This window comes from Enterobacter sp. BNK-29 (assembly GCF_048684785.1).
Classification (GTDB): domain Bacteria; phylum Pseudomonadota; class Gammaproteobacteria; order Enterobacterales; family Enterobacteriaceae; genus Enterobacter; species Enterobacter cloacae_M.
The window spans coordinates 1,973,762-1,992,599 of sequence record NZ_JBLQTU010000001.1 but is presented as its reverse complement, the minus strand read 5'-3'; the positions used below and the strand labels follow the sequence as shown (position 1 = coordinate 1,992,599).

The 18,838-nt window shown below is 51.7% G+C and carries 15 protein-coding genes; 5 read left to right on the top strand and 10 right to left on the bottom strand.

Annotated elements, in window-relative coordinates; all coding sequences use genetic code 11:
• Positions 1 to 94: 94 nt before the first annotated feature.
• Complete coding sequence (gene glnA, locus ACMGGX_RS09520; protein ID WP_023309763.1) at positions 95 to 1,504, bottom strand: glutamate--ammonia ligase; 1,410 nt, start codon at positions 1,502 to 1,504, stop codon at positions 95 to 97.
• A 378-nt stretch (positions 1,505 to 1,882) separates the two neighbouring features.
• On the opposite strand from glnA, the gene typA reads away from it, so the two are divergent.
• Positions 1,883 to 3,706, top strand: coding sequence for a ribosome-dependent GTPase TypA (gene typA, locus ACMGGX_RS09515; protein ID WP_023309762.1), 1,824 nt, complete (start codon positions 1,883 to 1,885; stop codon positions 3,704 to 3,706).
• Between the two features lie 155 nt (positions 3,707 to 3,861).
• Here the strand turns inward: typA and ACMGGX_RS09510 are convergent, their stop codons facing one another.
• The 4 genes from ACMGGX_RS09510 to ACMGGX_RS09495 form a co-directional block, all read right to left on the bottom strand.
• Complete coding sequence (locus ACMGGX_RS09510; protein WP_420298303.1) at positions 3,862 to 5,979, bottom strand: peptidase domain-containing ABC transporter; 2,118 nt, start codon at positions 5,977 to 5,979, stop codon at positions 3,862 to 3,864.
• Complete coding sequence (locus tag ACMGGX_RS09505) at positions 5,972 to 7,246, bottom strand: HlyD family secretion protein (protein ID WP_420298302.1); 1,275 nt, start codon at positions 7,244 to 7,246, stop codon at positions 5,972 to 5,974. Before ACMGGX_RS09505 ends, ACMGGX_RS09510 begins: the two co-directional genes overlap by 8 nt.
• 68 nt (positions 7,247 to 7,314) lie before the next feature.
• Positions 7,315 to 7,599: a hypothetical protein gene (locus ACMGGX_RS09500; RefSeq protein WP_023309759.1), complete on the bottom strand. Its 285-nt coding sequence runs from the start codon at positions 7,597 to 7,599 to the stop codon at positions 7,315 to 7,317.
• A 2-nt stretch (positions 7,600 to 7,601) separates the two neighbouring features.
• Positions 7,602 to 8,378, bottom strand: coding sequence for a hypothetical protein (locus tag ACMGGX_RS09495; RefSeq protein ID WP_023309758.1), 777 nt, complete (start codon positions 8,376 to 8,378; stop codon positions 7,602 to 7,604).
• A gap of 406 nt (positions 8,379 to 8,784) precedes the next feature.
• Here ACMGGX_RS09495 and yihX point away from each other — a divergent pair, with 406 nt between their 5' ends.
• The 4 genes from yihX to fabY are packed head-to-tail and all read left to right on the top strand — an operon-like array spanning position 8,785 to position 11,679.
• Positions 8,785 to 9,384: a glucose-1-phosphatase gene (yihX, locus tag ACMGGX_RS09490; RefSeq protein WP_143347721.1), complete on the top strand. Its 600-nt coding sequence runs from the start codon at positions 8,785 to 8,787 to the stop codon at positions 9,382 to 9,384.
• A complete protein-coding gene (locus ACMGGX_RS09485) occupies positions 9,378 to 10,259 on the top strand; it encodes a virulence factor BrkB family protein (RefSeq protein WP_045888499.1) in 882 nt (293 codons plus the stop codon). Before yihX ends, ACMGGX_RS09485 begins: the two co-directional genes overlap by 7 nt.
• On the top strand, positions 10,256 to 10,693 hold the full coding sequence (dtd, locus tag ACMGGX_RS09480; RefSeq protein WP_008501836.1) for a D-aminoacyl-tRNA deacylase: 438 nt from the start codon (positions 10,256 to 10,258) through the stop codon (positions 10,691 to 10,693). The genes ACMGGX_RS09485 and dtd overlap by 4 nt, the downstream gene beginning before the upstream one ends.
• A gap of 44 nt (positions 10,694 to 10,737) precedes the next feature.
• Entirely contained in the window at positions 10,738 to 11,679 is a 942-nt protein-coding gene (gene fabY, locus ACMGGX_RS09475; protein ID WP_023309755.1) for a fatty acid biosynthesis protein FabY, read from the top strand.
• Positions 11,680 to 11,687: 8 nt separating this feature from the next.
• Here fabY and ACMGGX_RS09470 read toward each other — a convergent pair whose 3' ends face one another.
• The 5 genes from ACMGGX_RS09470 to fdnG all read right to left on the bottom strand — a co-directional run bounded on the left by ACMGGX_RS09470 (position 11,688) and on the right by fdnG (position 18,504).
• Positions 11,688 to 12,608 (bottom strand): alpha/beta hydrolase, encoded by a 921-nt coding sequence (locus tag ACMGGX_RS09470; RefSeq protein WP_420298301.1) that lies wholly within the window; start codon positions 12,606 to 12,608, stop codon positions 11,688 to 11,690.
• Between the two features lie 372 nt (positions 12,609 to 12,980).
• Complete coding sequence (gene fdhE / locus ACMGGX_RS09465) at positions 12,981 to 13,910, bottom strand: formate dehydrogenase accessory protein FdhE (RefSeq protein WP_181594060.1); 930 nt, start codon at positions 13,908 to 13,910, stop codon at positions 12,981 to 12,983.
• Positions 13,907 to 14,542, bottom strand: coding sequence for a formate dehydrogenase cytochrome b556 subunit (gene fdoI / locus ACMGGX_RS09460; RefSeq protein ID WP_010436852.1), 636 nt, complete (start codon positions 14,540 to 14,542; stop codon positions 13,907 to 13,909). Before fdoI ends, fdhE begins: the two co-directional genes overlap by 4 nt.
• Positions 14,539 to 15,441, bottom strand: coding sequence for a formate dehydrogenase subunit beta (fdxH, locus tag ACMGGX_RS09455; protein WP_008501831.1), 903 nt, complete (start codon positions 15,439 to 15,441; stop codon positions 14,539 to 14,541). Before fdxH ends, fdoI begins: the two co-directional genes overlap by 4 nt.
• A 12-nt stretch (positions 15,442 to 15,453) precedes the next feature.
• The gene (gene fdnG / locus ACMGGX_RS09450) at positions 15,454 to 18,504 is read right to left on the bottom strand and encodes a formate dehydrogenase-N subunit alpha (protein WP_202772745.1); all 3,051 of its coding nucleotides are present in this window, start codon (positions 18,502 to 18,504) and stop codon (positions 15,454 to 15,456) included.
• Positions 18,505 to 18,838: the final 334 nt, after the last annotated feature.

The window sequence follows — 18,838 nt, the reverse complement described above, 5'->3', positions numbered from 1 at the left end:
TTGTTGGTGGAGAAAAAAGCCCATCCGGAGATGGGCTAAAAGTTTCCACGGCAACTACCCCCGGCGCTTATCACGCCGGGTAAAACAACTTTTATTAAACGCTGTAGTACAGTTCGAACTCAACCGGGTGTGGAGTCATACGCACGCGGTCGTTCTCTTCCATACGCAGGGCGATGTATGCATCGATAGCGTCGTCAGTGAATACGCCACCTGCAGTCAGGAACTCGCGGTCTGCGTCCAGCGCCTGCAGGGCTTCTTCCAGAGAGCCAGCAACCTGTGGGATCTCTTTCGCCTCTTCTGGCGGCAGGTCGTACAGGTTTTTGTCCATCGCTTCGCCCGGATGAATCTTGTTCTTGATACCGTCCAGACCGGCCATCAGCAGTGCTGCGAAGCACAGGTATGGGTTAGCCGCTGGGTCCGGGAAGCGAACTTCGATACGACGCGCTTTAGGAGAAGCCACCACCGGAATACGGATAGAAGCAGAACGGTTACGTGCAGAGTAGGCCAGCATCACTGGCGCTTCGTAGCCCGGGACCAGACGCTTGTAGGAGTTCGTGGTTGGGTTCGCCAGGGCGTTGATCGCTTTAGCGTGTTTGATAACACCACCGATGTAATACAGCGCCTGCTCGGACAGACCGGCATATTTGTCGCCAGAGAACAGGTTGGTACCGTTCTTGGACAGAGACATGTGGCAGTGCATACCGGAACCGTTATCGCCAAACATTGGTTTTGGCATGAAGGTCGCGGTTTTACCGAAACGGTGCGCAACGTTGTGCACAACGTATTTGTAGATCTGAATTTCGTCCGCTTTTTTGGTCATGGTGTTGAAGCGGGTTGCCACTTCGTTCTGACCAGCAGTCGCCACTTCGTGGTGGTGAGCTTCAACAACCAGGCCCATCTCTTCCATCACCAGACACATGGTGGAACGAATGTCCTGTGCAGAGTCGACCGGAGGAACCGGGAAGTAACCGCCTTTCACGCCAGGACGGTGACCTTTGTTACCGCCTTCGTATTTGGTGGAAGAGTTCCATGCACCTTCGATGTCGTCGATAGCCACGTGGGAGCCAGAAATAGAGGCACCGAAACGGATGTCATCGAACAGGAAGAATTCTGGCTCTGGCCCGAACAGAACGGTGTCTGCGATGCCGGTAGAACGCAGGTACTCTTCAGCGCGTTTCGCGATAGAACGTGGGTCGCGGTCGTAGCCCTGCAGCGTGCCTGGCTCGAGGATGTCGCAACGGATGATCAGGGTTGGTTCTTCGAAGAACGGATCAATGACCGCAGTGGTCGCGTCTGGCATCAGAACCATGTCGGATTCGTTAATGCCTTTCCAGCCACCAATGGAGGAGCCGTCAAACATTTTGCCTTCTTCAAAGAATTCGGCGTTCACCTGATGAGCAGGGATTGTGACGTGCTGTTCTTTACCTTTGGTATCGGTGAAGCGCAGATCAACAAACTTCACTTCATGTTCGTTCAGCATCGTCAAAACGTGTTCAGCGGACATACTTAACTCTCCAGATTGGTCATTGTCGTCGTGGTAACGAGGTCTTCAATTTCTGTTTGTACTGGCTGGTGCCATGTATTTTTTATAAAGCGAAATCTGTGCCAACTTTTAAATCACCCCAAAAAGGCGTTATCATGCGCACCATAGTGCAAAAGGGCTGCACCACAATGGATTTGTTGCACCAGTATAGTGCTTCAATGTGAACATTGAGCACCATATTGGTGCAATTTACGTTAAAGTGCCCTTTTACCGCTCCGTGAAAGCGATCACAAAGCATCTCTGCAATACTTGTTTGCGGGGGATGTTTGTGATCCTGTTTTGTAGTGCGATTAATCCGTGTACAATAACGCGCTATTTCTAAATGCCTGAGGCAAAGTTGTGATCGAAAATTTGCGTAACATCGCCATCATCGCGCACGTAGACCATGGTAAAACTACCCTGGTTGACAAGCTGCTGCAGCAATCCGGTACGTTTGATGCGCGTGCCGAAACCCAAGAACGCGTGATGGACTCCAACGATTTGGAGAAAGAGCGTGGGATTACCATCCTCGCGAAAAACACCGCGATTAAATGGAATGACTACCGTATCAACATCGTTGATACCCCAGGGCACGCCGACTTCGGTGGTGAAGTTGAACGTGTAATGTCCATGGTAGACTCCGTTCTGCTGGTCGTTGACGCAATGGATGGCCCAATGCCACAGACGCGCTTCGTGACCAAAAAAGCTTTTGCCCATGGTCTGAAGCCAATCGTTGTTATCAACAAAGTTGACCGCCCTGGCGCGCGTCCTGACTGGGTTGTTGACCAGGTCTTCGACCTGTTCGTTAACCTCGACGCGACCGACGAGCAGCTGGACTTCCCTATCGTTTACGCATCTGCGCTGAACGGTATCGCAGGTCTGGACCACGAAGACATGGCTGAAGACATGACCCCGCTGTATCAGGCGATTGTTGACCGTGTTCCTGCGCCAAACGTCGATCTCGACGGCACCCTGCAGATGCAGATCTCTCAGCTCGACTACAACAACTACGTTGGCGTAATCGGCATTGGTCGTATCAAGCGCGGTAAAGTGAAGCCTAACCAGCAGGTTACTATCATCGATAGCGAAGGCAAAACCCGTAACGGTAAAGTCGGTAAAGTACTGACTCACCTGGGTCTTGAGCGTATCGAGAGTGACGTTGCGGAAGCGGGCGACATCATCGCTATCACCGGTCTGGGTGAGCTGAACATCTCCGACACCATCTGCGATCCGCAGAACGTCGAAGCGCTGCCAGCCCTGTCCGTTGATGAACCAACCGTATCCATGTTCTTCAACGTCAACACCTCTCCGTTCTGTGGTAAAGAAGGTAAATTCGTTACCTCTCGTCAGATCCTTGACCGCCTGAACAAAGAGCTGGTGCACAACGTTGCGCTGCGCGTTGAAGAAACCGAAGATGCTGATGCATTCCGCGTTTCTGGTCGTGGTGAGCTGCACCTGTCTGTTCTGATTGAGAACATGCGTCGTGAAGGTTTCGAAATGGCGGTTTCCCGTCCGAAAGTAATCTTCCGCGAGATCGACGGCCGTAAACAAGAGCCGTTCGAAAACGTAACGCTGGACGTTGAAGAGCAGCATCAGGGTTCTGTGATGCAGGCTCTGGGTGAGCGTAAAGGCGACCTGAAAAACATGAATCCAGATGGCAAAGGCCGCGTACGTCTCGACTACGTGATCCCAAGCCGTGGCCTGATCGGCTTCCGTTCTGAGTTCATGACCATGACCTCCGGTACCGGCCTGCTGTACTCCACCTTCAGCCACTATGACGACGTTCGTCCGGGCGAAGTGGGCCAGCGTAACAACGGCGTACTGATCTCCAACGGTCAGGGTAAAGCGGTTGCGTTTGCGCTGTTCGGTCTGCAGGATCGCGGTAAGCTGTTCCTGGGTCACGGTGCTGAAGTTTATGAAGGCCAGATCATCGGTATTCACAGTCGCTCTAACGACCTGACCGTAAACTGCCTGACCGGTAAGAAACTGACCAACATGCGTGCGTCCGGTACTGACGAAGCAACGGTTCTGGTTCCACCGATCAAGATGACTCTGGAGCAGGCTCTGGAATTCATCGATGATGACGAACTGGTAGAAGTGACTCCACAGTCAATTCGTATCCGTAAACGTCACCTGACCGAGAACGATCGTAAACGTGCTATGCGCGGTGCGAAAGAAGAGTAATACGGTCAATCCGTAGGCCGGGTAAGCGTGAGCGCCACCCGGCAACTAAAAAGCCGCTGATCTCTCAGCGGCTTTTTTATTCGATGATCGCCAGAATTCTTCATTACCTGGGGCGTTATGTCCCGAAGCTATCTCTTTCCTGCGAAATTCAGGGATTAGGGTAACTCTGCTCCATTTATCACGAACACCCGATCTGCCGATGCAATCGTGGTTTCGCGATGCGCGATAATAATCCTGGTGATGTTCATCTCCTGTATAGACTGATTGACCTGACTTTCACTGGTTTTATCAAGGTGGCTGGTCGCTTCGTCCATGAATAAAATACCCGGTTTGCGGTATAATGCCCGGGCAATATAAATCCGCTGTTTTTGACCCCCGGACAACCCTTCCCCAAGTTCACCAATCAATGTCTCGTAACCCATTGGTAGCTTTAAAATGTCATTATGAATATGGCTTGCGATGGCGCATTGCACCATCCACTGCTCGTCAATGTCAGGCCGAAAACCGGCGATATTCTCTTTGATAGAGCCTGAAAACAACTTATCTTCCTGCATGATACAGGCAATGCGTTCAGCATAATGCTCAAAACCAAGTTGCTTAATATCAATGCCATTAATTCGGACGCAGCCGTTCGACGGTTCGAATAAACCGCACAACACTTTCATCAAGGTGCTTTTACCTGCACCCGATACGCCCGTAATAGCAATACTCTCCCCGGCATGAATGGTCAGATTCAGTTTGCTGAATATAGGGTCCGCATGGTTATCATAACGGTAGGTCAGATCCTGAGTTTCGAGCGTTAAGGCTCCGTGTGGTAAACGCAGCGGGCTGGTGGCCGTTGAAGAAGATGCTTCCTGCAGCGCAATATCGGCTACGCGTTCATTATGTAAATTGATGAGCTTCAGCTGAATGATAAAGTTGATCAGGGCATTTATTCGGTCATAGAACTGACTCCTGAAGGTATTAAACGCGATAAACATACCGATGGTTAAATAACTATCCATCATCAGCCTGCCGCTAACCCACAGGATAACAATTTGGTCGCAGGCAGCGATAAAAGAGACGACACCACCAAAGAAGAGATCCATTCGCGTCAAACGAATGCCGGTATTGACCTTATCTGAAAAAAGATTAAACCAGTTATTGATTCTCAGGTCAGTCATCCCCTGAATCTTAATCGTCGCGATACCGTACAGGGTTTCCATAAAATAAGAATTAAGACGTGCTTCCTTGATTAACTCTTCTTCGGATAACTGGCGATAGTATCGATAGGTAGCAAACCGAATGAAGGTGTATATTGCGGTAAAAGAGACCACTATCATGCTGAGCTGAAGGTTGTATAAAAACATCATTACCAGCAAACCCATGAGCATTAGCGTATCAATAATGCTACCAGTTAAACCTGTGGTAAAAGTGGCCCGTATAACATCAAGCGAGTGGAAACGAGACTGAATGTCTCCCAGTTTGCGTCTTTCAAAATAGGTGGTTGGTAGCTTAATAAGGTGAGAAAAAAGGCTAAAACTCCACTGGACGTCGATGAGTGTTCCCAGTATCAGCGTGGTCCAGGAGCGTATGACACTGACCGTCAAACGTAACAGAATCAGAATAAACAGCCCCAGACAGATGATATTAAGTAAACCGTAATCTCCGGATGCAATGACATGATCCGTGACTAATTGTGTTCCCACAGGCAACAGCAGGCTGATCAACTCAATCACCAGCGATAAGAAAAATATCTTCGCCAGTGATGTCATCAGTCCATTGACATTCTTTAATAATGTGGTGGCTTTTAACCTGTGTTGCTTCTTTTGAACTGAGAAAGTGGTTCCCGGCCATACCTCAAGCACAACACCAGTAAAATGTTGGGACAATTCAGGCATGCTAATCACCCGTCGTCCAAACGCAGGGTCGTGGATCACCGCGCTGTTCTTATCGACCTTAATCAGTACGACAAAATGGTTAAAATCCCAATGCAATATGCAGGGCTTACGCACGGCATGTAATTCCTGAAGGTCCACGGACAATGCGCGTGACGACATCTCCAGTTCACTGGCAATTGCTTTTATCGCATGGAGGTTGACCCCACGTGATGACAAATTGAATTGTTGCCGGAGTTGCAGTAGATCGACCTGCTTGCCATAAAAACTGCATATCATTGAAAGACAGGCCAGGCCACATTCGGACGCTTCAGTTTGAAAGACAACTGGGATGCGTTTAAATATCCTCAAATCCAACTTGCGCAGCAGCGTCTCAAGTGTATAAAGTTTATTCATTACCCGCGTCCGTTACGCTCATTTTCATTTCGTAAAAGGGCGATAATAACCACTCATAGATATGTCTCTTTTCAAGGAAAAGAGAAATCTGCGCTTTGGCTCCCTGGCTCAGTGCGAGTTGTTTTCCATGAACTTGCACAGACTGTAGGTCAGGTTTGATCATGATTTTGTACCAGGACTTTTTATCGTCATAGAATTCGTGTGCGATGGTCTGTTTTGACAGAAGTTCTGGCTTCGATGCCGGAAGCCTGGATATTGCTGATATTGATGCCCTGAACTGACCAAATTTTTCATAAGGAAAGGCGTCGTAACTGACATTAACGCGCTGGCCAATCGCCAGATAAGGAAGAACTTCATCGGGAACCCAGGTTTCGAGATAGCATGGTGAATGGATATTCTGCTGAACTCGCGCCAGTACATCGCCTGCGCCGATCATCTTACCTTGCGCCGTATTGATGGAGTCGATTAAGCCATCGGCTGTTGCCTCGATGACATAATTACCTTCCGCTTCTGTATTTAACTTTTCTTTTTCCAGCTCGTATTTTTGTTGCTCAAGCTGGTAAATCTGATGGTCATAATCAGCGCCCTGGGACTGGATCTGCTGATTGAGCGTATCGACCTGAACCTGGTCTTGTGATTTTCTGGCGACCAGGTCAGAAACATTGCTCTGCTGTTGATAGAGTAGTGCGTTTTGACTGCTCATCTGGTCTTTGGTGACCAGACCTTTTTCCTGATAACTACGGTAATCGTTAACGTTCTTCTCAATCTGATTCAGTTCCCGTTCAGCCTGCACGAGGAACCCAGATGAGGTATTAAAACTGGACTGATAATGATCTTTTTGAGTTGTTAGCGCAGCGAGAGTACGTTTTTTAGAAGAGTTCAAATTTGCCATCATTACGCTTATACTGTTTATCTGTAGCGCGATCTCCTTTTTTTTATTTTCATCAACCAGGCCTGATTGCGTCGATACACCTGAATGAATGAGAAAGAGGGCGTCACCTTTTTTTACGCGATCGCCTTCATTAACAAAACTCTTCACGACTGTACCCTGCATTGATGCAGAGATATTCACTGAGCCAGGGAAAGTGGTTACCTCACCGTGAACGATGACGCGACGGGTATAGGAACCTTTGGTAATAAAAATAGAAATGGAAGCAATAAAAACAATGCTGAGCAGTATGATAAAAGCAAAAGGGATGCCCGGCAGAAGAACGGCTTTCCCTTCCCACCGGGTACTCTGATATTCAATAGCTTCCTTGCGAAACATATCTGGCCTCTTGCAGGGTGGAAATAGCCGCTAAATATCAGCGGCTATGAGTTATAATGATTCAGGAATTAATGTCTTCCGTGATCATTACCCTGGCGGCCACCACCACTTTTCGAACCACCATTACCTTTTGATGAACCACCGCTTTTACCACCAACGTTAACCGAGCAACCACCGCTAAAGGATGTGCTTTCAGAGTGAGAACCATCTTTATTAGTGGTGCTGGTGTGAGAATAGCTGCCATTACAACCAGCACTACCACCACCGAACATCCCACCAATCGCACTACCGATAGAACCCCACATTCCTGCGCCGCTGACGTTACTTAATTCACTTTCATTGAGTTCACGCATTATTAATGTTCCTTGCAATAGTGAGCAAAAGGTATACCCATAATATCCATAGACTTTTTCCATACCATTTCACCATCCGTGAATGAAATGTTTTTTACGCCAAAACGCGTAAAATCCTTTTCGCTGTACGTCGACAGACCTGTGTCTGGATCACCAATATTTTCTTTTTGCCCGCAAAGTGGCATCATCCATGACACATTTATTTCTTTGTAGAATGCTTTATCCGTTTTTCTTATTTCTGAGAAAATGCGATCTGTTATCGTTGTGTCTGTATTGATTTCTCCATTAACTGTAGTTGTTAACTTATTGTCATCAGAATTAGGTGACCCATGGAAACCAATAATCGAACCATAGTTGATGATTTTGTTTTTTGCCGCTGGGAAAAGATAGTTAGCACATGAAGAAAGGCATAATCGCCTGACCTCAATGTTAATTTCTTTATCATGAATAATTCGTGCTATATTGATTGCAGTTTCGACATCACCACCACCACTATTTATCGATATTGTTCTGACAGGGATAAGGTTTTTTTTGATAAGTCCCACAATGATTTTGTCATCATCTTTGGATATGTTTCCGTCGATATATAACGTATCAAAAACGAGGTGGGTTGAAGATTTTGGTTCAAGCCCTTGCTTCACAATTAATTGGCTAGAGAGTTGATATAAAATATCTCTGCTGGCTTTTTTAAATTGGTAGGCATTGTATGAATAAATAGCGAATGCGCAGAGTATTGCTATTAAAACGGCACTGAGGACGTATCCCTTTTTAATCTTCACGAAAGTGCAGCTCCATGTGTAAAGTAATGTAAACTTAGCATTATAAAAAAGAAGATAAATAGAGTATTTGTATCTAAATGTAAATTTAAGTAAAGTGAACTTGTTGCAATTTCTCGCAAAGCCGCGAGAAATGGGATTGCCATGGCAAAAACTGGGGGAATATGGTGATGATAAAAAGTTTATGGAAGCGTTTTTCTATAATTTTTTGCAAAATGAACTAAAACGTATATCTTCGCAAAAACGCACTTAAATAAAACCCATCCCAACCTATCGCCCGAAAGCCAATATCATCTTCCTGGGCTAAATTTTTGTTCTTCATACTGCTCCCTCTCAGCTGAATCTCGTGCATAGCCAAACTTTATCTTTCCCGCTACAGTTACCTCTCCACGGCGAGCAGGAGATAACCATGCTTTATATCTTTGATTTAGGAAACGTAATCGTCGATATCGATTTTAATCGCGTGCTGGGTGCGTGGAGCGACTTTAGCCGCGTTCCGCTGGCGACACTGAAGCAGAATTTCGCGATGGGCGAGACCTTCCATCAGCATGAACGCGGCGAGATCGACGATGAAGAATTCGCTGAACGTTTCTGTCAGGAGATGGATCTACCGTTGAGCTACGAGCAGTTTTCACACGGCTGGCAGGCAGTATTTGTCGCCATCCGGCCTGAAGTGATCGACATCATGCATAAGCTTCGCGAGCAGGGCCATCGGGTCGTTGTGTTGTCCAATACCAACCGTCTGCACACGACGTTCTGGCCTGAGGAATACCCTGAAGTTAAGGCGGCGGCCGACAAGATCTATCTTTCGCAGGAGATGGGGATGCGTAAGCCTGAAGCGCGAATTTATCAGGCTGTTCTGCAGTCAGAGGGATTCACCGCGGCCGATGCGGTCTTTTTCGACGACAACGCCGATAATATAGAGGGAGCTAACCAGTTAGGTATAACGTCAATTCTGGTGACCGGAAAAGAGACGATACCAAACTACTTTGCGAAGCAGCTATGCTAAAAACCGTTCATCAAAAAGCCACGCATCATACTCGCCCGCTGAGAGCATGGCTGAAACTGCTCTGGCACCGTATTGATGAGGACAACATGACCACGCTGGCGGGTAACCTCGCCTACGTGTCGTTGCTCTCATTAGTGCCGCTGGTGGCGGTCATCTTTGCCCTGTTTTCCGCCTTTCCGATGTTTGCGGACGTCAGCCTGCAGCTTCGTCATTTTGTCTTCGCGAATTTCATTCCTGCAACCGGGGATGTCATCCAGAACTACATTGAGCAGTTTGTTGCCAATTCCAGCAAGATGACGGCAGTGGGGGCGTGCGGTCTTATCGTTACCGCGCTGCTGTTGATGTATGCCATTGATAACGCGCTGAACACGATCTGGCGGAGTAAAAAAGCGCGGCCAAAGGTATATTCCTTTGCCGTGTACTGGATGATCCTCACGCTGGGGCCGCTGCTGGCCGGGGCGAGCCTGGCGATCAGCTCGTATCTTCTCTCCTTGCGCTGGGCGAGTGAGTTAAACGGTGTAATTGATAATGCGCTTCGCATCTTCCCGTTGATCCTGTCGTGGCTCTCGTTCTGGCTGCTCTATAGCGTCGTGCCGACCACGCGCGTGCCTAACCGCGATGCGGTTGTGGGGGCGCTGGTGGCGGCGTTGCTTTTTGAGCTCGGTAAAAAAGGGTTTGCCCTCTACATCACCATGTTTCCATCCTATCAGCTGATTTACGGCGTGCTGGCGGTGATCCCCATTTTGTTTGTCTGGGTCTACTGGACCTGGTGTATCGTCTTGCTTGGTGCCGAAATAACTGTCACTCTCGGTGTGTACCGCGAACTTAAAAAAGCAGCAGAAGCTGAAAAACAATTAGAAGCAGACCAACCATGATTGCATTGATACAGCGCGTAACCCGTGCCAGCGTCACCGTGGAGGGAGAGGTGACGGGTGAAATTGGCCCAGGACTTTTGGTGTTGTTAGGTGTCGAAAAGGATGACGACGAACAAAAAGCCAACCGCTTGTGTGAGCGCGTGCTGGGCTACCGTATTTTCAGCGATGCGGAAGGCAAGATGAACCTGAACGTCCAGCAGGCGGGCGGCAGCGTGCTGGTGGTTTCCCAGTTTACGCTGGCTGCGGATACCGAGCGCGGCATGCGCCCGAGCTTCTCTAAAGGCGCCGCGCCGGATCGTGCGGAAGCACTTTACGAGTACTTTGTTGAGCGTTGTCGCCAGCAGGAAATGAATACGCAAACCGGACGATTCGCTGCAGATATGCAGGTTTCGCTGGTGAACGATGGCCCCGTCACATTCTGGCTCCAGGTATGAGCCAACTGGCGGCGTGGCCGCGGGTAACAAGAGAGAGTACAGCTATGTATCACCTTCGAGTACCGCAAACGGAAGAAGAGTTAGACGCTTATTACCAGTTCCGCTGGGAAATGCTGCGCAAGCCACTGCATCAGCCAAAAGGATCTGAACGCGACGCCTGGGATGCGATGGCTCACCATCAGATGGTGATGGACGAAGAGGGTAACCTCGTCGCCGTCGGGCGCTTGTATATCAACGCCGATAACGAAGCGTCGATTCGCTTTATGGCGGTTCATCCCTCCGTTCAGGACAAAGGTCTGGGAACGCTAATGGCGATGACCCTTGAGTCCGTCGCCCGTCAGGAAGGCGTTAAGCGCGTCACCTGTAGCGCCCGCGAAGATGCCGTAGAATTTTTTGCCAAGCTCGGTTTTGTGAATCAGGGGGAAATCACAACCCCGCAAACCACGCCGATTCGTCATTTTTTGATGATCAAACCCATCGCCACGCTGGATGATATTCTTCATCGCGCCGACTGGTGTGGACAGCTGCAGCAGGCCTGGTATCAGCACATTCCGCTCAGCGAAAAAATGGGCGTGCGCATTCAGCAGTACACCGGACAAAAATTTATTACCACCATGCCGGAAACCGGCAATCAGAACCCGCACCACACCCTGTTTGCCGGAAGTCTTTTCTCACTTGCCACGCTCACCGGCTGGGGTCTCATCTGGCTGATGCTTCGCGAGCGTCATCTGGGCGGCACCATCATTCTCGCCGATGCCCACATTCGCTATAGCGCACCGATAAGCGGCAAGCCGAGCGCCGTGGCCGATCTGGGGTCACTGGGTGGCGATCTCGACCGCCTGGCACGCGGCCGCAAAGCACGCGTACAAATGCAGGTTGAGCTGTTTGGTGATAAAACACCGGGTGCGGTGTTTGAAGGCACCTACATTGTTCTTCCAGCGAAGCCCTTCGGCGCGTATGAAGAGGGTGGGAACGAGGAGGAGTAATCTTCTGTTCATTCATCTCGGGCGTGCTTAATCCGCCCGGCGATATCCCGCATTAGGTCTCGCGCTGACTGGCTGACGCCGCCAAGCTGAAAGAAGCCATGGATGACGCCCAGCCAGCGCTGAGCAGTACATTTCACACCCTGCTCAGTCAGATGCTGATACAACATTTCTCCCTCATCGCACAGCGGATCGTACTCTGCGGTAATGATGTGCACTGGCGGAAGTCCGTAAAAATCATCGCGCCACAGCGGGCTGGTTTCCGGATGCTGGCGGTCAGTCTCTGCGAGATACATTTCATACCCGCTGAGCAGGGTATCGCGGGTGATAATATAATCCGTGCCATTAAGGGCATAGCTTTCAAAACTGGCCGTGGCGTCGAGCATGGGATAGATAAGAATAAGCTGTACAGGTTGCCATAACTTTTTAACCTTAAGCCTCAGCGCCGTTACCAGCGCCAGATGCCCTCCTGCACTGTCTCCACAGAGGGTGAGCCGGTTCTTATCCACGCCTAATTTGTCCGCATACTGCCAGACCAGATCTGCACCTCTTTCAGCATCGTCATGTGCGGCGGGGAAGGTATGCTCCGGCGCTAACCTGTACTGAACCGCGATCACCCGGCAATTGCCGTAGCAGGCTAACTGACGGAGTTGGTTGTCATGGGTATCAAAGCCGCCGCTGATAAAGCATCCGCCGTGATAGTAGATGGCAGCAGGCAATATTTCAGGGGCATTAAGAGGTGAAAATACCCGAATGGTAAGGCCCTCAAGCACTAGCGTCTCCACCTGAACGCGCGTTTCTGTCTTCCCAGCAAGCCCCGTGCTGGCAATGTACCCTGCTCGTCTTACCTCAATGGTCTGTCGACGTGACGAAGGCCGGCCTGCAGCGATAAACCCCTGAACCAGCTGTGCAATACCCTGTTCCAGTGCCATGAAAATTCCCTTTAACTGTATGGATATACAGTTTTATAACCTGGTTTGATTCAAAAGAAAACAAGAATATTGTCGAGGACAAAAAACCGGAAAGCGGCCCGCAAAGGTGAGTCATGTTTTTATTATCTGCTTCAGCCACACCTGTAAAGCGTATGCCTTGCCTGGAAATAATCAGGGATGAAATAGTCAGGGGGGATATGAGTTCTTTGGCGGGCCCTGATATGGGCAGAATACTTATCGGTTTATCTGATGTCGTGATTCTACGGCTGGATAATCTCAAGCACGAAAGACTATTCGGGCATTATTGGGGTCGTTTCACCTTAACAGCTGTAGGCCGGGCAAGCTCGCGCCGCCCGGCACTGTCAGAGGGAATTACTCCCCTTCACCCGGGAACAGGAACGGGTTGATCGAGCTGCGGGCAAAGCCCTCCTGCTCCATCTTCGCGTCCAGAATCAGCGAGGCGAGATCGTCGGCCACCGCTTCGACTTTCGGGTCTTTTTCCTGATACATAATCTTCAGGTAAGTGCCGCAGTCGCCGCAGCTTTCGGCTTTCACTGCCGCTTCTTCATTTTCCAGCGACCAGTAATTCAGATCGCGGGTCTGCTCGCAGTTGCTGCACTTTATGCGCACCACGTGCCACTCGGTTTCACACAGGTTGCAGTGCAGGTAGCGCAGCCCCTGAGTCGTGCCGATTTGCACCATGCTTGATACCGGCATGGAGCCGCAGACCGGGCAGAACTGGCGCGCCTCGCCGTATTCGGCGCGGGCTTTACCGGGGATCAGGCTTGCCATTTGCGCCCAGTAGAGCGACAGCGCAGCCCAGATAAACGGCGCTTTATCGCTGCTCACCAGAGCGAAGTCGGAGGCAAACAGCGCGCTCGCCATCTCTTCCAGCTCCAGGTCAGAGGCCTTTTCCAGATTCTCAATGACCGCCAGCGCGGTGCCGCTCATCTCCGGCTTCAGCTCGGCAATGAGCGAATGCAGCAGCTTTTGCCAGTGCTTGTCGCGCGGCAGGACGTGAATGTCCAGCGGCGGCTTGCCCTGCGCGTTGGCTTCTTTGATGCGCGCGGTCAGATCCATTTGCAGCGGGTGGTCGTACAGCACCACTTCCTGCGCGTGGGCAACCAGCGCGGCAAAGCGCAGAAAATCGCCCAGCGGGTTGTTCTCTGCCAGCTCGCGCAGACGCTCTGCGCGGCGGTTGTAGAGGTTCTTGAGTCTGGGGAATAACAACGGCGGAATATAATCCGCCGTGCGTTTCTCGCTCGACCCCAGCTCATCTTGCGGGATTATGCGAATACTCATTCAGATGACTTTTCCTGTTTCTGGCGGACTTCACGGTACCAGCGCGGGTGATGTTTCTTCGCCCACGTACTGGTTACCCATCCTTCCACCATCGCGGTAATGGTGCCTTTCACCCAAAGGGCGGCGTAGATATGCACCATGATAACCACAATTAACGCCACTGCGGCAAATGAATGCAGCATCAGCGCGAATCGGATCACCGGGATTGAGAAAGCAGGCGCAAAGTACGGACGCCAGATGATCACGCCGCTCACCAGCAACAGGACCAGGAAGATAATCGCCGCCCAGAATACGCATTTCTGGCCGAAGTTATAACGCCCGGTATCACCCACTTCCTCGTTGACGACGATCTTACGAATATTCTTCGCCCAAAAGATATCATCCCGATTGATTAGGTTATGGTGCCAGTAGCGGAAAAACATGATGATAAACGAGGCAAACATCACCACACCCACGAACGGGTGAAGGATGCGCGCCAGCTGTGGCGTACCCAGTACCTGCATCAGCCAGTTGAAGGACGGGAAGAAGAACCCCAGCCCGCTTATCGCCGCCAGCATGAAGCAGAAGGCGGTGACCCAGTGGTTGATGCGTTCCGGCGCGGTGTAGCGCACGATGGTGTCACGTTTTCTCATTTGCGCACCTCGTCTTTCTCTTCATGCAGGTTGTCGTCTTCCTCTTCCGCGCGGTTCGGACCAACGCCGACGTAGTGGAAGATGCTCGCTGCGAAGGTGGCAGCAAAACCGACCGCTGCCAGCGGTTTCCAGATGCCTTTCCAGAACTTCACAGTGGCGCTAATTTCCGGGTTCTCCGGCAGGCCGTGATACAGGTTCGGCTTGTCGGCGTGGTGCAGCACGTACATCACGTGCGTACCGCCAACTCCGGCCGGATCGTACAGGCCCGCGTTGTCGTAACCACGGGTTTTCAGCTCGCCCACGCGCTCTGCCGCCAGCGTTTTCATATCCTCTTTGGAGCCAAAGTGGATTGCGCCGGTTGGGCAGGTCTTCACGCACGCTGGCTCCTGGCCGACGGTGACGCGGTCTACGCACAGCGTGCATTTGTAGACGCGGTTGTCTTCCGGGTTCAGGCGCGGTACGTCGAACGGGCAGCCCGCGATGCAGTAGCCGCAGCCGATGCACTGTTCGGACTGGAAGTCGACGATACCGTTGGCATACTGAATGATAGCCCCTTCTGACGGACATGCCTTCAGGCAGCCCGGATCCGCACAGTGCATACAGCCGTCTTTGCGGATAAGCCATTCCAGTTTGTCGTTCTGCTCAACTTCCGAGAAACGCATCACCGTCCAGGACTTGGCGGTCAGGTCCGCCGGGTTGTCGTACACCCCGACGTTGTGACCCACTTCGTCACGCAGGTCGTTCCACTCCGAGCACGCCACCTGACAGGCTTTACAGCCGATACAGGTGGTCACGTCGATAAGCTTCGCCACTTCCTGCTGGTGGTCCCGCGCCTGAGGCGCGGGCGTGAAACCGTTAGTCGCGGAACGACGGATAATGTCTTGAGATTGATAAGCCATAAGTCGTCTCCGTTACACCTTTTCCACGTTCACGAGGAAGGCCTTAAACTCCGGCGTCTGCGTGTTCGCATCGCCGACGAACGGCGTCAGGGTGTTCGCAATGAACCCTTTCTTCGCCACGCCCTCATAGCCCCAGTGGATCGGAATACCGATGGTATCCACCTGCTGACCGTGAACGTTCAGCGTGCGAATACGCTTGGTCACCACCGCCTTGGCCTTGATATAGCCGCGGTTAGAGGAGACCTTCACGGTATCGCCATGGGCAATGCCGAGCTTGCCCGCCAGCTTCTCGCCGATCTCCACAAACTGTTCCGGCTGCGCGATGGCGTTAAGCAGCGCGTGCTTGGTCCAGTAGTGGAAGTGCTCGGTCAGACGGTAGGTGGTACCCACGTACGGGAACTTGTCCTTTTTACCCAGCGCGTCGAAATCGCCCTTGAAGATACGGGCTGCCGGGTTAGAGACCACGTTCGGGTGCAGCGGGTTGGTACCCAGCGGCGTCTCAAACGGCTCGTAGTGTTCCGGGAACGGACCTTCCGCCATCTTATCGATAGCAAACAGGCGTCCCATCCCTTCAGGCTGCATGATAAACGGCCCAACGTCGCTGCCCGGTGCGGCAGTGCTGTAGTCCGGAATATCCACGCCGCCCCATTTCGCGCCGTCCCACTTCAGAAGCTGACGCTTCGGATCCCACGGGTTGCCTTGCGGATCAGCGGATGCGCGGTTATAGAGGATGCGGCGGTTGAGCGGCCACGCCCATGCCCAGCCCAGCGTATTGCCAAGGCCCGACGGGTCGGCGTTATCGCGGTTGGCCATCTGGTTGCCTTTTGGCGTCCAGCTACCGGCGAAGATCCAGCAGCCGCTTGACGTGGTACCGTCATCGCGCAGGTGCGCGAAGGTGCTGAGCTGATCGCCTTTCTTCGCCAGCACGGTACCGGTGGCCGGGTCGATAACGTCCGCCAGCGCCTTACCGTTGCTCTCCATCGCCACTTCTTCTGGCGCAGGGTTTTCCGGCGTTGAGTAGTTCCAGGTCATGTTCAGCACCGGTTCCGGGTTCGCGCCGCCTTCTTCCGCATACATCTTACGCAGGCGTAAGAAGATACCGGCCAGGATCTCGCCGTCGTTCATGGCGATGCCCGGGGCGTCCGCGCCTTTCCAGTGCCACTGCAGCCAGCGTCCGGAGTTGACGATAGAACCGTTCTCTTCCGCGAAGCAGGTTGACGGCAGACGGAACACTTCAGTCTGAATCTTCGACGGATCGACGTCGTTCGACTCACCGTGGTTCTGCCAGAAGGTTGAGGTCTCGGTATTGAGCGGGTCAATCGTCACCAGGAATTTCAGCTTCGACAGAGACTCAACAACCTTGTTCTTGTTCGGGAACGAGGCAACCGGGTTAAAGCCCTGGCACAGATAGCCGTTCACTTTGCCCTGATGCATCATCTCGAAATACTGCAGAACGTCGTAACCCTTGTCCCACTTCGGCAGCCAGTCAAAGCCCCAGCTGTTTTCCGCCGTCGCTTTGTCGCCGAAGAAGGCTTTCATCATTGAGACGAAGAACTTCGGATAGTTGCCCCAGTAGTTTACCTGGCCTTCGAGCAGCGGTTTAGGCGTGCTGGCCGTCAGGTAGGTTTGCAGATCGGTCTGTTTCTCGCTTGGCAGGTTCATGTAACCCGGCAGGCTTTGAGACAGCAGGCCGAGGTCGGTCAGACCCTGAATGTTGGAGTGACCGCGCAGGGCGTTCACGCCGCCGCCTGCCATCCCCATGTTGCCGAGCAGGAGCTGAACCATCGCCATGGTACGGATGTTCTGCGCGCCGATGGAGTGCTGCGTCCAGCCGAGGGCGTACAGGAACGACGCGGTTTTATCTTTCGCGCTGGTCTCGGCGATAAGCTCGCACACCTTCAGGAAGTCTGCCTTCGGCGTACCGCAGATATTCTCAACCACCTCCGGCGTATAGCGGGAAACGTGCTCTTTCAGCAGGTTCCACACGCAGCGCGGATGTTGCAGGGTGGTGTCGCGCTTCGCAAAGCCTTTTTCATCCAGCTCGTAGTTCCAGCTGGTTTTGTCGTATTTGCGTTTTTCGGCGTCGTAACCGCTGAACAGGCCATCTTCGAAGTGGTAATCCTCACGCACGATCAGGCTGGCGTTGGTATAAGCTTCGGTGTATTCGCGGTTATATTTTTCGTTGGTCATCAGGTACAGCAATACGCCTGACAGGAAAGTGATGTCAGTACCTGAACGAATTGGGGTGTAGAAATCCGCCACTGACGCAGTACGCGTAAAGCGGGGATCGATCACAATCAGTTTCGCACCGTTGTGGATTTTGGCTTCCATCGCCCAGCGGAACCCGACAGGGTGCGCTTCAGCGGCGTTACCGCCCATCACCACAATGAGGTTGGCGTTCTTGATGTCGACCCAGTGGTTGGTCATCGCACCGCGACCAAATGTTGGAGCAAGACTTGCTACCGTTGGTCCGTGTCAGACACGCGCCTGGTTGTCGACCGCGAGCATACCGAGTGCGCGCGTAAATTTCTGGGTTAAATAACCGGTTTCGTTGCTGGAAGCAGAGGCACACAGCATCCCGGTGGAGAGCCAGCGGTTGACCGTGACGCCGTCGGCGTTCTTCTCAACAAAGTTGGCATCGCGGTCTTCTTTAATGTGTTTTGCGATGCGGTCAAACGCCTCTTCCCAGCTGATTTGCTGCCATTTATCGGAGCCAGGCGCGCGATATTCAGGGAACTTGAGGCGGCTTTCGGAGTGGATAAAGTCCACCAGACCGGCCCCTTTCGGGCACAATGCGCCGCGGTTGACCGGATGATCCGGGTCGCCTTCGATATGGAAAATAGACGCTTTGGCGTTTTTAGCACCGTCGCCGAGGCTATACATCAACAGCCCGCAACCGACAGAGCAGTACGTACAGGTATTACGGGTTTCACGGGTGCGCAGCAGTTTATACTGCCGCGTTTCCGCCAGCGCTACGCCGGGCGCAAAGCCCAGTGCCGCTGCCGTGGTGCCTGCCATACCGCCAGCGCAGATCTTAAAGAACTGCCTTCTGCTGACCTGCATGGGTCACTCCTTGTTTCGACATTGCTTACATATGTAGTTTTAACTTCGCGGTTGAGAATTGACCGCAAAGGAGAAAAATTTGCGTTAATCCCTCAATTCCACGAGGGATATCATCAGAATACCACAATGTCGGTACAGCTGTTCTAATGGCGTTAATACAAAGTGAACGTATTATCACCCTGTTGACTATAAAGTGTGATATTAATCACATTATTAACCACGCATGTTAAAGGGGTGTAGCATGCGTTTTGTTGTACCTCTCACAAGTGAGTAGGTAAACTTGATGCTGAAAAGTTGATCCATACTATGCGTAAGCCCTGTTGTTTGTGATGCA